A 13,075-nucleotide genomic window follows, 5' to 3' on the forward strand; every position below is an offset into this window, starting at 1 on the left:
CATGACGGCAGGGAGTGGCAAGCCCGACCCGATGTTGGCGGAGTGGTTCGCGCGGGAGCCCGTCGTCTTCTATCCCGCCGGCGAGGAGCTGGCCGATGGCCCCCTGGCTACCGCCGGCTGGTATGTGGACCCCTTCTGCGATCCGGGCTGCTGCCGGCCCGACGGGCCTTTCCCGACCGAGGCGGAGGCGCGCGCGTGGAGCCGCGCCTTGGCCTCCGCGTACCTGAAGGGCGACGACGCGGCGTGCGCTGCGCTGCGCAAGGAGGCCTTGGCCCTCTACGCCGCCGCGGTGAAAGCCGCCCGAGAGGCCTGACACGGGCGGCATATCATGCCCCCCATCATGGCGCGCCCGCCGGGGAGGCCCCCCTGGCCCGCCGGCGCGCCGCGCCCTATGGGCGGGGGCATGATCGCCCTCATCGGCGCCAGCGGCCGCTCGGGCCGCGCGCTCGCCGCCGCGCTGGCCGCGCGCGGCGAGGCCTTCCTGCCCGTCCTGCGCGACGCCGCGAGGTGGCGCGCCCTCGGCTTCACCCAGACCCCGCGCGTGGCGGACCTCACAGACGCCCCGGCGCTGCGCGCCGCGCTCGCGGGCGCCACGCGCATCGTCTCCTGCGCGCATGCGCGCCATGCGCCCGCCATCCTCGCCGCCGCCCCGCCCGGGGCGGCCTTCGTCTTCATGGGCTCCACGCGCCGCTTCTCGCACTGGCCGGACGAGCACGGGAACGGCGTGCGCGCGGGCGAGGCCGCCTTCCTCGCCTCCGGCCGCCCGGGCGTGATGCTGCACCCGACCATGATCTACGGCGCAGAGGGCGAGAACAACGTGCAGCGCCTCGCTGCGCTGATGCGCCGCCTGCCCCTGCTGCCGCTGCCCGGCGGCGGGCGCAGCCTGGTGCAGCCCGTGCACCAGGACGACGTGACCGCCGCCCTGCTCGCCGCGCTTGCGCGCGCCGAGGCGCTCTCGGGCACGCTCGTCCTCGCCGGGCCCGCGCCCCTGCCCTATCGCGACTTCTGCGCCGCGGTTGCGCGCGCGGCGGGCATCGCCCCGCGCCCCGTGCTGCCGCTGCCGGCCGCGGCGCTGATGGCGCTCGCCCCCCTCACCCGCGCCCTGCCCTTCCTGCCGCGCATCGAGGCGGAGGAAATCCGCCGACTGACCGAGGACAAGGCCTTCGACATCGCCCCCGCCCGCGCCGCGCTCGGCTTCGCCCCGCGCCCGCTCGAGGAAGGGCTGGCCCTGACATTCCGCTGAGCACCTGCGCGCGCTAGCCTCGGGCGCGACAGGAGTCTTCCATGCCCGTGATCAACCGCATCGCCGAGTTCCACCCCGAGATGACCGCCTGGCGGCGGGATTTCCACGCCCACCCGGAGCTCGGCTTCGAGGAGTTCCGCACCAGCGCCATCGTCGCCGAGAAGCTGCGCGCCTTCGGCTGCGACGAGGTGGTGACGGGCCTCGCGCGCACCGGCGTCGTCGGCGTGATCCATGGCGCGCGGGGCCCGACGGGCCGCGCCATCGGCCTGCGCGCGGACATGGACGCCCTGCCCATCCAGGAGCAGACCGGCCTGCCCCACGCCTCCACCATCCCGGGCAGGATGCACGCCTGCGGCCATGACGGGCACACGGCCATGCTGCTCGGCGCGGCGAAATACCTCTGCGAGACGCGCGCCTTCGACGGCACCGTCTATCTCGTCTTCCAGCCGGCCGAGGAGAACCTGGCCGGCGGCGGCGTGATGGTGGAGGAAGGCCTGTTCGAGCGCTTCCCGATGGAGCGCATCTTCGGCCTGCACAACTGGCCCGGCATGCCCGCGGGCACCTTCCTCTGGCGCGAGGGGCCGGTGATGGCCGCGGTGGCCAATCTCGAAGCGACCATCACCGGCAAGGGCGCGCATGGCGCGCTGCCCTATCAGGGCAACGACCCCATCGTGATCGCCGCCGCCATCGTCCAGGCGCTGCAGAGCATCGTCGCGCGCAACCTCGACGCCGCCGACGCCGGCGTCATCAGCATCGGCATGATCCAGGGCGGGGACACCTACAACGTCATCCCCGAGAGCGTGCGCATGCTGGGCACGGCGCGCTGGTTCCTCCCCGAGGTGGGCGACACGCTGGAGCGCCGCTTCAAGGAGCTCGTCACCGGCATCGCCGCGAGCTTCGGCGCCAGCGCCACGGCGCGCTTCGACCGCGCCTATCCCGCCACGGTGAACGAGGCGGAGAGCACCCGGCTCGCCCGCCGCGCGGCCGAGACGGTGGCCGGCGCGCAGCGCGTGGTCCACATGCCCAAGCCCACCATGGGCGCCGAGGACTTCGCCTACATGCTCAACGCCAAGCCCGGCGCCTATCTCATGCTCGGCGGGCAGCGCAGCGCGGACGACGCCTCGGTGCACCACCCGCTCTACGACTTCAACGACGAGATCCTGCCCATCGGCGCCTCCTGGTGGGTCACGCTCGTCGAGCAGTTGCTGCCCCGTGAGTGAGACCATCACGCCGGGGAAGGCGGCGCTCTTCCTCGGCTATGCGAAGATCGGGCTGCTCGGCTTCGGCGGCGTGGCCGCCTGGGCGCGGCGCGTGATCGTGGAGGAGCGGCGCTGGCTCTCCGAGCGCGACTACGCGGAGGTGCTGGGCCTCGGCCAGATCCTGCCCGGGCCCAATGTGGGCAATGCGGCGGTGATGATCGGCCGGCGCTTCCACGGGCTCTCGGGCGCGCTGCTCGCCACGGCGGGGCTCTATGCGGGGCCGCTCGCGATCCTGATCGCGCTGTCGCTCTTCTACGACCGCTACGGCACGACGCCGGGTGTGGCGCCCTTCATGCAGGGGGTGGCGGCGGCGGCGGCGGGCATGGTGATCGGCACGGCGATCAAGATGGGCGAGAAGCTGCGCCCGCCGCCCGAGCTTCTGGCCGTGGGGCTGCTCGCCGTGGCGGGAGCGGCGGTGCTGCGCCTGCCGCTGCCGGTCGTGGTCGTCACCCTCGCGCCGCTCGGCGTCTGGCTCTCGCTGCGCCGGGCCTGGAAGGCGGGGGCGCGATGAGCCTGCTGCTGCAGATCCTGCTCGCCTTCGGCACGCTCTCGCTGCTCGCCATCGGCGGCGCGAACGCGGTGCTGCCCGAGATGCACCGGCTGCTGGTCGAGGTGCATGGCTGGATGGACGATGCGACCTTCAGCCAGCTCTTCGCCCTCGCCCAGGCCGCGCCGGGGCCGAACATCCTCGCCGCCTCGGTGATGGGCTGGCACATCGCGGGGCCGGCGGGCCTCGCGGCGGCGACGATCGGCATGCTGCTGCCCGCCGCCCTGCTGGCCTGGGCCGTGGCGGGGCTGACGCACCGCCTCTCCGGCGCGGCCTGGCTCAAGCCCGCGCAGTTCGGCCTGGTGCCGGTGGCGGTGGGGCTGATCGCCGCCTCGGGCGTGATCATGGCCGGGGCGGCGGGCACGGGCTGGCTCTCCTGGGCCATCATCGGCGTCTCCACCCTCTTCGTCTGGCGCACCTCCCTCTCGCCGCTCTGGGTGCTGGCGGGCGGCGGCGCACTCGGGCTGCTGCTGCTGTGACGCCCTCGCTCGGCGCCCTGGGCCTCGCTTATCTGCGCATCGGGCTGACCGGCTTCGGCGGCGTGAACGCCTGGGCGCGGCAGCTCCTGGTCGAGGAGAAGGGCTGGCTCACCGAGCAGGAATACGCCGAGACGCTCGGCATCGCGCAGGTGCTGCCCGGGCCGAATGCGCTGAACTGCGCGATCGGCGTGGGCGTGCGCTTCCATGGCGCGGCGGGGGCCATGGTGTGCGGAGTGGCGCTGTTCGGCGGGCCGATGGCGCTGCTGATGGGCATCGCCGCGCTCTACGACGCCTATGGCGAGCTGCCTCTGGTGCGCGCGGTGCTGACGGGCATCGCCGCCGCGGCGGCGGGCATGGTGCTCGGCACCGCCGCGAAGATGACCGGGAAGCTGCGCCCCAGCCTGCCGCTGCTGCTGGTGGGGCTCGGCGCGCTCGGCATGGCGCTGGCGCGCGTGCCGCTGCCCGCCGTGGTGCTCGGCCTCGCGCCCTTCGGCCTGCTCGCCGCCTGGTGGGGGATGCGGCGATGAGCGAGGAGAGCCCGCTCGGCGCGCTGGTGCTCGGCTTCCTCGGCATCTCGCTGCTCAGCGTGGGCGGGGGCGTGGCGGTGCTGCCCGAGATGCAGCGCCTGGTGGTCGAGACGCATGGCTGGATGGATGCGCTGGGCTTCGCCAAGCGCTTCGCCCTGGCGCAGGCCGCGCCGGGGCCGAACATCATGGTGGTGGGGCTGATCGGCTGGCATGTGGCCGGGGCGCTGGGCATGTTCACGGCCATGCTGGCCATGTGCGGGCCGACCTCGCTGCTGGCCTATGGCGTCGCGCGGATGCGCCAGCGCCTGGCCGGCCGGCGCGGGCTGCGCGTGGCCGAGCGCGGGCTCGTGCCCATCGCGGTGGGGCTGATCGCGGCCTCGGGCGTGCTGCTCGCCGCCGGCACGGCCGAGGGCGCGGCCCTGCCCTGGCTCGCGCTCGGCGTCACGCTGGGCAGCGCGCTCTTCGTCTGGCGCAGCGCGCGCTCGCCGCTCTGGGTGCTGGGGTTCGGCGCGATCATGGGCGCGCTGTTTCTGCGCTGACGCCGACCGCCCGGCCATGGCAGCATGGCGGCATGCACACCACCGTCTTCTTCGCCACCAACCGCCGGCTGATCGGCCCCGGCGACAAGGCCGCCGACTATGCCGGCGAGCAGGGCCCGGCCGGCCAGCCGGGCCGGCTGACCCACGCCATGGCCGAGGTGGAGCGCGCCGATCTCGCCCGGCGCGAGACGGGGGCGCTGCGCTCCATCGCGGGCGTCGCGCCCGATGACTTCTCCGCCGCGCTCTCCCGGCGGCTGGAGCAGGGCGGCAACCTGCTCGTCTTCCTGCACGGCTTCGCCAACAGCTTCAGCGACGCGCTGCGCCGCGCCGCTTTCAACCGCGACTGGCTGGCCGGTTCGCGCCTGCCCGGGGCGGACTGCACGGTGATCGCCTTCTCCTGGCCCTCGGGCGGGGTGGTGGTGGACGGCAAGACGGTGGCGCCGGGGCTGCTGGTCGCGCCCGTCTCGCTCGTGCTGCTGCTGGCCGGGGTGGTCGCCTCCCCGCTCGCCGGCGCCTATCTGGAGGATCAGCGCCAGGCCGAGGCCTCGGCCGCCGATCTGGTCAGCTTCCTCGACCGGCTGCGCCCGCTGGCGCAGACGCTGCGCAAACGCGGGGGGCGGGTGGCGCTGCTCGCGCACAGCATGGGCAACCTCGTGCTGCAGCGCGGGCTGGAGCGATGGGAGGGCATGGCCTTTCCAGGCGAGCCCCTGTTCGACGTGGCGATCAGCGCCTCGCCCGACACCGGCTGGGCGGAGAAGGACGGCGCCGGCCCCCGCTGGCTCGCCCTGCTCGGCAAGCTCTCGACGAAGGTGGATCTGCTCCATTCCCAGCAGGACACGATCCTCGCCCTCAGCCACAAGGTGAACGGGATGAAGCGGCTGGGCCTGAGCGGGCCGGGCGACAAGGATGTGCCGGGCCGCTACGACCCCGCCCGCTTCCGCTTCCTCGACTGCAGCGGCTACCGCGACGACGCGCCCAACCCGAGCATCGACCAGAGCCACCAGTTCTACCGCCGCCTCGAGCCTGTGCGCGACCTGATGGCCCGCGCGGTGGCGGGCGTGCCGTGACGGCCGCGGAGCCCGGCCCGGCGGGGCCGCTCTTCCTGCGCGGCCTCGGCGCCCCCTCGCCGCCCGGCGACGCCGCGGGCCAGGCCGCCCTGGCGCTGCGCGAGGCCGAGGCGCGGCTTCGCGCGGCCGGGGCGGACATCCGCCGCCTCGAGATCGCGCTGACCGACCGCGCCTTCCTCGCCCCGGTCGAGGAGGCGCTCGCCCGGCTGCCCGGCGCGGCCGCCGCCCCGCGCGCGGTGACCATCCTCCCCGGCCTCGCCGAGCCCGGCATGCTGGTGGAGATCGGGCTCGACGCCGCCCCGCCCTGCCCGGCGGCGCAGGCGGAGCTGCGGCTGCCCGGCCTCTCCGCCCCCGCCCCGCGCGGCCACACGGCCGAGGCCGCCGCCCTCCAGGCCGAGGCGGTGTTCGACGCGCTGGAGGCGCGGCTCGAGGCGGCGGGCGCGCGGCTGGGCGATCTGTGCAAGATCACCATGCAGATCACCGACCGCGCCTTCCGCCAGCCGGTCTATGGCGTGATGGGCCGGCGCCTCGCCGGGGTGCGGCCGGTCAGCACCGGGCTGATCGTGGCCGGGCTGCCCGACCCGCATGCGCTCTTCCAGCTCGATGCGGTCGTGATCCCCGGCGGGCCGCATGCGCGGATCAGGCCCTATCTCTCCACCTCCATGCCCTACGGGCGCGAGCGCCAGCCCTTCCAGGCCGAGTTCTGCATGGCCGTGCGGGCGGGGCGCGACATCCTCCTGCGCGGGCAGACCGGCCTCTCGCTCGAGGGCGTCTTCCACGGCGAGGGCGACCCCGCCGCCCAGGCGCGCCAGGCGATGGACAATGTGGAGCGGCTGCTGGCCGAGGCGGGCGCGGGCCTCGACGATGTGGCGCACGCCGCCCTCTACGTCACCGACCGCGCCTTCCTCGCCCCGGCCTGCGCGGTGGTGCGGGAGCGGCTGGGCGCCGCGCCGCCGCTGGCGCAGCGCATCGTGCGCGGGCTGGCCGCGCCCGAGCTGCTGATGGAGGTGGATGTCCGCGCCCGGCTGCCGTGATCAGGGCGGCGGCGGCGGAGCTTTCGCACGCCTTGGCGCGAGCGGCCGCCGGCAGGCCCCTGCTCGTCACGCCGCCGCCCGCCCACCCGGCGCGCCCGATCCGTCCGGCATGACCGCCGGCCGCGTTATTCCGCCGCCAGCAGCGCATGCGGGGCGCGGGCCAGCTCCTCCAGCGGGCGGTGGCAGGCGATGACGTGGCCCGGCCCGGCGAGCCGCGGCGGCGGCGCCTGCTCCTCGCAGACGGGGCCGAGCCGCGCGGGGCAGCGATGCGCGAAGCGGCAGCCGCGCGCCGGCGCGGGGGTCGAGACATCGCCCGCCAGGCGCAGCCGCGCCCCCGCCCGCTCCCGCCGCCCCAGCAGCGGCACGGCCGAGAGCAGCGCCTGGGTGTAGGGGTGATAGGGCGGGGCCAGCACCGCCTCTACCGGCCCCTCCTCCACCACCCCGCCGCGATACATCACCGCGATGCGGTCCGCGATGTGCGCCACCACGCCGATGTCGTGTGAGATGAACAGATAGCCCACGCCCAGCCTGTCGCGCAGCTCCTCCAGCAGGTTCAGCACCGCCGCCTGCACCGAGACGTCGAGCGCCGAGACCGCCTCGTCGCAGACCAGCAGATCGGGGCGCGAGGCGAGGGCCCGGGCGATGGCCACGCGCTGCTTCTCGCCCCCCGACATCTGATGCGGGTAGCGCGCGCGATAGGCGGGGCCGAGGCGCACCAGCTCCAGCAGCCGGTCCACCTCGCGTTCCGCCGCCGCGCCGGAGGCGATGCCGAAGCGCAGCAAGGGGCGCAGCAGCGCCTGCTCCACCGTCTGGCGCGGGTTGAGCGACCCATCGGGGTTCTGGAAGACGATCTGCGCGCGGCGGCGGAAGCCGGGGCCGGGCTCGGCCGGCACGGGCGCGCCTTCGAGGCGGATCGCCCCGGCATCGGCCGGCAGCAGGCGCAGCAGCAGCCGCCCCAGCGTGGATTTGCCCGACCCCGATTCCCCCACCAGCCCCAGCACTTCGCCGCGGCGCAGCGCGAGCGAGACCCCATCCACCGCCCGCACCTCCGCGCGCGGGGCGAGGAGGCGCAGCACGCCCCCGCCCAGGCGGAAGCGCTTGGCGAGGCCCTCCGCCTCCAGCAGCGTCCCGCCGATCGGCGGACGGGCGGCGGGGGGCGCCTCCTCGGCCGGCCAGGGCGTGCCGGCCAGGGCCTCTGCGCGGTGGCAGAGCACGCGCCGCACCCCGGCCGCCCGGACGAGGCCGGCCGGATCGCCGCCCCTCTCGCCCCGGCCGGGCTCGGGGGCGGCCGCCGGCCTGAGCGCCTGGGGCGCCTCGCAGCCCGGGGCGGCGAAGGGGCAGCGCGGGCGGAAATGGCAGCCCGGATCGGGCCGCGTCAGGTCCGGCAGGCTGCCGGGGATGGGGCGCAGCCGCTGCATCCCCCCGCGATCGGCCCGCGGCAGGGCGGCGAGCAGCCCGCGCGTGTAGGGGTGCAGCGGGGCCGAGAGCAGCGCCTGCACGGGCCCCTGCTCCACCACCCGGCCGGCGTAGAGCACCGTCACCTCCTCGCAGAGCCGGTCCACGATGCCGAGGTTGTGGCTGACCAGCAGCATCGCCACCCCGCGCTCGCGCCGCAGCCGCTCGAGAAGGTCGAGGATCTGCGCCTCCACCGTCACGTCCAGCGCCGTGGTCGGCTCGTCGAGCAGCAGCAGCTCGGGCTCGCAGGCGAGCGCGGTGGCGATCACGGCGCGCTGCTTCATCCCGCCCGAGAGCTGGTGCGGATAGGCGTCCGCGACCTCGGCCGGGCGGGGCAGGCCCATCTCGCCCAGCAGCTCCACCGCGCGGGCGAGGGCGGCGCGCGGCGCGAGGCCGCGGTGCTGCATCAGCGGCTCGGCCACCTGCAGGCCCACGCGCAGGGCGGGGTTGAGCGCCCCGGCCGGGTCCTGGAACACGGTGCCGATGCGCGCGCCGCGCAGCCGTGCCGCCGCGGCGCGCAGATCATCCTCGGCGAAGCGCATCCGCTCGGCCGAGAGGCTCGCCCCCTTGCCCAGCAGCCCGAGCAGGGCGAGCACCAGGGAGGATTTGCCCGAGCCGCTCTCGCCCACCAGCCCCATGGCCCCGCCGCGCGGGATGGCGAGAGAGACGCCCTGCAGCGCCTGCACCGCGCCCCTGCGCGTGGCGTAGGCGAGCGAGAGCCCCGCCACCTCGAGCAACGGCGCGCTCAATGCCCCCGCCCCTTGAGGCGCGGGTCCAGCAGGTCGCGCAGCCCCTCGCCCACCACGTTCACCGCGATCAGCAGCAGGCAGAGGCACAGCCCGGGCGCGAGGCCGATCCAGGGCGCCTCGGAGATGAAGGGCCGGGATTCGGCGATCATCAGCCCCCATTCGCTGGCCGGAGGCTGCGGCCCGAGCCCGAGGAAGGACAGGGCGGAGCCGAGCAGGATGGCGAAGGTGACGCGCAGCGCCGTCTCGACGATCAGCGGCGGCCAGGCATTGGGCAGGATTTCCCGCGCCAGGATGTGGAAGGCGCCCTCGCCGCGGGCGCGCGCGGCCTCCACGAACTCCTCCGCCAGCAGGTCGAGCGCCACGGCGCGCGCGATGCGCGTCATGATCGGAACATAGACGAGGCCCACGGCGAGGATGGTCTTGCCGAGGCCCGGCTCCGTCACCGCGAGGATGAGCAGGCCGAGCAGCACGGGCGGCAGCGAGATCAGCAGATCCACCCCGCGCATGATCGCCTCCTCCACCAGCCCGCGACGGAAGGCGGCGATCAGGCCGAGCGGCACGCCGATGGCGAGGCTGATGGCGGTGGCGCCGAAGCCCATCAGCAGCGAATGGTGCGCCCCGGCCAGCACGCGCGAGAACACGTCGCGCCCGAACTCGTCCGTGCCGAACCAGTGCGCGGCGGAGGGCGGGCGCAGCCGCGCGCGCATGTTGAAGGCGTCCGGATCGTAGGGCGCGAGGAAGGGGCCGAGCGCGGCGAGCAGCAGCACGAGCCCGAGCACGACCAGCCCCAGCAGCAGGCTGCGCGGCAGCCGCCGCCCCGGCGCGGACAGCGCGGCGCTCACGCCGCCCCGCCCACGCGGATGCGCGGGTTCACCACCGCGTAGAGGATGTCGGCCGCGAGATTCGCCAGCGCATAGACGGCGGTGACGACGATCATCCCCCCCATCATCAGCGGCAGATCCTGGTTGTCGATGGCGTAGATCAGCATCCGGCCGAGGCCGGGATAGGCGAAGACGCTCTCCACCACCACGATCCCCCCGATGAGGATGCCCACATCCACCGCGAGCACGGTGATGGCCGGCATCAGCGCGTTGGGCAGGGCGTGGCGGCGCAGCACCAGGCGCTCGGGCAGGCCCTTGGCGCGCGCGGCGAGCACGTAGCGGCTCTCGAGCGCCTCCAGCATGGAGGAGCGCACGAGGCGCGAGACATGCGCGATCAGCCCGAGCACCAGCGTCGCCACCGGCAGGATGAGGTGCTTGGCCCAGCCGAGCAGCCCCCCCTCGGCGAGGGGCGTGTAGCCCGTGGCCGGCAGCCAGCCGAGCCAGACCGAGAAGAACAGGATCACGAGGATGCACCAGAAGAACTCGGGCACCGCGATGAAGAAGTACTGCCCGAGGGTGAGCGCGCGGTCGCTCGCCGAACCCGCATGGGTGGCCGAATGGATGCCGAGCGCGACGCCCGCCAGCGCGACCAGCACGATGGAGATGGCGGCCAGCACGGCCGAACGGCCGAGCGCCTCGAGGATCACCGGCCCCGCCGGCCGGTCCATGGTCAGCGAGACGCCGAAATCGCCCTGCAGCAGCCCGCTGAACCAGCGCCAGTACTGCAGGTGCAGCGGGTCGTTCAGCCCGAGCCTCTCCTCGAGCGCCGCGATGGCGGCGCTGGTGGCGTATTCGCCCAGGATCATGTGCGCCACGCTGCCCGGCAGCAGATGCACCACGGCGAAGACCAGCACCGTCATCGCCCAGAGCACGAAGACGAGCGAGGCGAGGCGGCGGGCCAGGAAGCCCGCCATCAGGCGCCCAGGAAGCCGCGCCGGAGGTCGAACCAGCGCATCGGGTGCGTGCTCACCTCCCGCACATTGGCGCGATAGCCGCAGGCGAAATTGACGGCATAGGCGAAATAGCCCGCCGGGTTCTCGGCCAGCACGCGCTGCATGGCGACGTAGTGCTCGCGCTGGCGGGCGGGGTCGCCGGTGAGGCGCGCCTGCTCCAGCGCATGGTCCACGCGCGGCTCGTTGTAGTGCCACAGCCGCTCGTTCCAGCTTCCGCGGCTGTGCAGGAAGGGGAAGGTCGCCGTGTCCACCGTCGGGCGGGCGAAGAAGCCCTCGATGTAGAAGGGCGCCCGGCCCGAGACCTCGGCCGAGTAGCGGCCGAAGGGCACGCGCTGGATCTCGATCTCGAAGCCCGCGGGGCGGGCGAGCTGCTGCAGCGTCACGCCCAGCCGCTCGCGCACCGGCCGGCCGACCGGGATGACCAGCGGCACGCGCACCGGGCCGCGGATGCCCGCCTCCGCGAGCAGCCGCCGCGCCGCGGCCGGGTCCGCCCGCTCGGGGATCGGAACCTCGCGCGCGAAGAAGGGATGGGTGGGCGGGATGGGGCTGTGGGTGGGCGCGCCCTCGCCGAAGAGCACCGCCTCCACCACATCGGGCTTGGCAACGGCCAGGTGGAAGGCGCGGCGCACCCGCACGTCGTTGAAGGGGGCGATCTGGTGGTTCATCACCGCCCCGTCCCAGGAGGCGGTGGCGACGCTCTCCACCCGGATGTTCCGCGCCTCGCGGAGCTGGCGCACGTTCTCGGGGCCGAGATCCCACACCACCTCGAGATCGCCCGCCTGCAGGGCGGCGATGCGCACGCTCATCTCCGGCAGCACGCGCAGCTCCACCCCGTCGAGGCGCGGCTGGCCCGGCTCCCAGTACTCCGGGTTGCGGGCGAGCACGAGCCGGTCGCCCGGCGTGTAGCTGCGGAAGAGGAAGGGCCCCGTGCCCGAGGGCTGGGTGGCGAGCTGCTCGATCCGATCGTGCGGGACGATCTTCACCTGCCGGTCGGCCAGGATATCGGCGAAGCCGCCATAGGGGGCGGAGAGGCGGAAGATCACGCTGTGGGCGTCGGGCGCCTCGATGGCCTCCACCATCTCGAAATTGCTGCGCGCGGGCGAGGCGAGGGCGGGGTCCATCACCCGGCGGAAGCTCGCCACCACGTCCTCGCTCGTCATCTCCCGGCCGTGGTGGAAGCGCACGCCGCGGCGCAGGCGGAAGCTCCAGGTCCGCAGATCGTCGGAATACTGCCAGGATTCCGCGAGCTCCGGCTCGATCGTCATGTCCTCCTTCATGCGGGTGAGGCCGTTGAAGACGAGCTGGTTGTAGACGTACTCCTCGCCGATGGTGGTGCGCGCGGGGTCGAGGAAGCGCAGGTTCGCGCTCATTGCGATGCGCAGCACCCCCCCGCCCGCCTGCGAGGCGCCGGGCCTGGGCAGCGCGACGGCGGAGACGAGGGCGGGCAGCGCGAGGGCTGTGCGGCGGGGCAGCGTCGTCGTCACTCTCTCTCTCCTTCCTGGGCTCAGGTGACGCCGGGGGCGGCGTCGGGGTTCACGGCGCGGGTGAGGTAGAGCTCCACCTGCGGGGCGTAGGCGTTCCACAGCGCGCGCAGGGCGGAGATGGCCTCCGGCGCCTCGTCCACGCGCAGATCGACGAGCGGGAAGACCTCGCGCTCCACCACCAGCAGCGCGGCGGAGATCACGGGCCGGCCCTCGCCGCCCGCCGCCTCGCCCGCCTCCAGCGCGCGCATCAGCCGCTCGGCCAGCGGCTCCGCCTCGGCGGCGAGGAAGGCCTCGGCCATGGCCGCGGGCACGCGCTCGTTCGCCAGGATGTTGCCCAGCGCCACGCAGTCCCGCCCATGCGCCGCGCCGAGCGCGGGCTTGACCTTCGCGCCGTGGAAATGCGCCGTGCGGCCGTGGCGGTCCATGACGGCAAGCTGGCGCCAGCCGTGATCGGGGGTGGAGGCGACGAGGGCGGCCAGCGTCTCCTCGGCCGAGCAGCCGGAGGCGAGCAGATCGAGCCCGCGCGGCCCGAGGCGCGGATCGGTGCGGTGCTGCGTCAGGATCGCGCCCAGCCCGGCCCTGGCGTGCGGCACCCGCGACCCGACCGCGAGGCTCGATGTGGTCACGGCGCAGCCGAACTGCCCCGTGCGCGCGCAGCGACCGATCAGCGAATAGGTCATGCACCGCCCCCTCTGCCGCGCATGGGAAAGCCTGGCGCGGCGAATGTCCAGCCTTGCGTGCGCGGCGCGCGGGCCGGCAGCGGAGCGTGCCTCGCGGGAAGCGGCCTTGGCGCGACGCTGCGCGGGATGAGGCGGGAAGAGCGGTTTCCCGTCATCCGGAAACCGCTCTAGCCTCGCC

The 13,075-nt window shown here is 74.7% G+C and carries 14 protein-coding genes; 9 read left to right on the top strand and 5 right to left on the bottom strand.

The genetic code is table 11. The features are described from left to right. The first annotated feature begins 1 nt into the window (after position 1). From H596_RS0107455 to H596_RS22815, 9 genes are all read left to right on the top strand, one after another. A complete protein-coding gene (locus H596_RS0107455; RefSeq protein ID WP_156910062.1) occupies positions 2-313 on the top strand; it encodes a hypothetical protein in 312 nt (103 codons plus the stop codon). A gap of 90 nt (positions 314-403) precedes the next feature. Then, the gene (locus H596_RS0107460; protein WP_245583967.1) at positions 404-1,243 is read left to right on the top strand and encodes an NADH-ubiquinone oxidoreductase; all 840 of its coding nucleotides are present in this window, start codon (positions 404-406) and stop codon (positions 1,241-1,243) included. A 41-nt stretch (positions 1,244-1,284) separates the two neighbouring features. After that, a complete protein-coding gene (locus H596_RS0107465; RefSeq protein ID WP_027284349.1) occupies positions 1,285-2,463 on the top strand; it encodes a M20 aminoacylase family protein in 1,179 nt (392 codons plus the stop codon). Beyond that, entirely contained in the window at positions 2,456-3,013 is a 558-nt protein-coding gene (locus H596_RS0107470) for a chromate transporter (protein WP_027284350.1), read from the top strand. The genes H596_RS0107465 and H596_RS0107470 overlap by 8 nt, the downstream gene beginning before the upstream one ends. Continuing rightward, positions 3,010-3,528, top strand: coding sequence for a chromate transporter (locus tag H596_RS0107475; protein ID WP_027284351.1), 519 nt, complete (start codon positions 3,010-3,012; stop codon positions 3,526-3,528). Before H596_RS0107470 ends, H596_RS0107475 begins: the two co-directional genes overlap by 4 nt. Next, positions 3,525-4,055, top strand: coding sequence for a chromate transporter (locus H596_RS20610; protein ID WP_051212581.1), 531 nt, complete (start codon positions 3,525-3,527; stop codon positions 4,053-4,055). The genes H596_RS0107475 and H596_RS20610 overlap by 4 nt, the downstream gene beginning before the upstream one ends. Beyond that, entirely contained in the window at positions 4,052-4,594 is a 543-nt protein-coding gene (locus H596_RS0107485) for a chromate transporter (RefSeq protein ID WP_027284352.1), read from the top strand. The genes H596_RS20610 and H596_RS0107485 overlap by 4 nt, the downstream gene beginning before the upstream one ends. A 32-nt stretch (positions 4,595-4,626) precedes the next feature. Then, complete coding sequence (locus tag H596_RS0107490; protein WP_027284353.1) at positions 4,627-5,661, top strand: alpha/beta fold hydrolase; 1,035 nt, start codon at positions 4,627-4,629, stop codon at positions 5,659-5,661. Next, positions 5,658-6,695, top strand: a complete 1,038-nt coding sequence (locus H596_RS22815; RefSeq protein WP_051212583.1) for a Rid family hydrolase — start codon at positions 5,658-5,660, stop codon at positions 6,693-6,695. The genes H596_RS0107490 and H596_RS22815 overlap by 4 nt, the downstream gene beginning before the upstream one ends. 125 nt (positions 6,696-6,820) lie before the next feature. Here H596_RS22815 and H596_RS20615 read toward each other — a convergent pair whose 3' ends face one another. From H596_RS20615 to H596_RS0107520, 5 genes are read right to left on the bottom strand one after another with little or no spacing between them, the layout of a single operon-like run. Next, a complete protein-coding gene (locus H596_RS20615) occupies positions 6,821-8,899 on the bottom strand; it encodes a dipeptide ABC transporter ATP-binding protein (protein ID WP_169579853.1) in 2,079 nt (692 codons plus the stop codon). Further along, complete coding sequence (locus H596_RS0107505; RefSeq protein ID WP_084602622.1) at positions 8,896-9,741, bottom strand: ABC transporter permease; 846 nt, start codon at positions 9,739-9,741, stop codon at positions 8,896-8,898. The genes H596_RS20615 and H596_RS0107505 overlap by 4 nt, the downstream gene beginning before the upstream one ends. Continuing rightward, positions 9,738-10,694, bottom strand: a complete 957-nt coding sequence (locus H596_RS0107510) for an ABC transporter permease (RefSeq protein WP_027284356.1) — start codon at positions 10,692-10,694, stop codon at positions 9,738-9,740. The genes H596_RS0107505 and H596_RS0107510 overlap by 4 nt, the downstream gene beginning before the upstream one ends. Further along, positions 10,694-12,217 carry an ABC transporter substrate-binding protein gene (locus H596_RS0107515; protein WP_027284357.1) on the bottom strand — a complete coding sequence of 508 codons (1,524 nt, stop codon included), beginning with the start codon at positions 12,215-12,217 and terminating at the stop codon, positions 10,694-10,696. The genes H596_RS0107510 and H596_RS0107515 overlap by 1 nt, the downstream gene beginning before the upstream one ends. Before the next feature lie 20 nt (positions 12,218-12,237). Further along, positions 12,238-12,897, bottom strand: coding sequence for a DUF1028 domain-containing protein (locus tag H596_RS0107520; RefSeq protein ID WP_027284358.1), 660 nt, complete (start codon positions 12,895-12,897; stop codon positions 12,238-12,240). Positions 12,898-13,075: the final 178 nt, after the last annotated feature.

Source organism: Rubritepida flocculans DSM 14296 (genome assembly GCF_000425365.1).
Classification (GTDB): domain Bacteria; phylum Pseudomonadota; class Alphaproteobacteria; order Acetobacterales; family Acetobacteraceae; genus Roseococcus; species Roseococcus flocculans.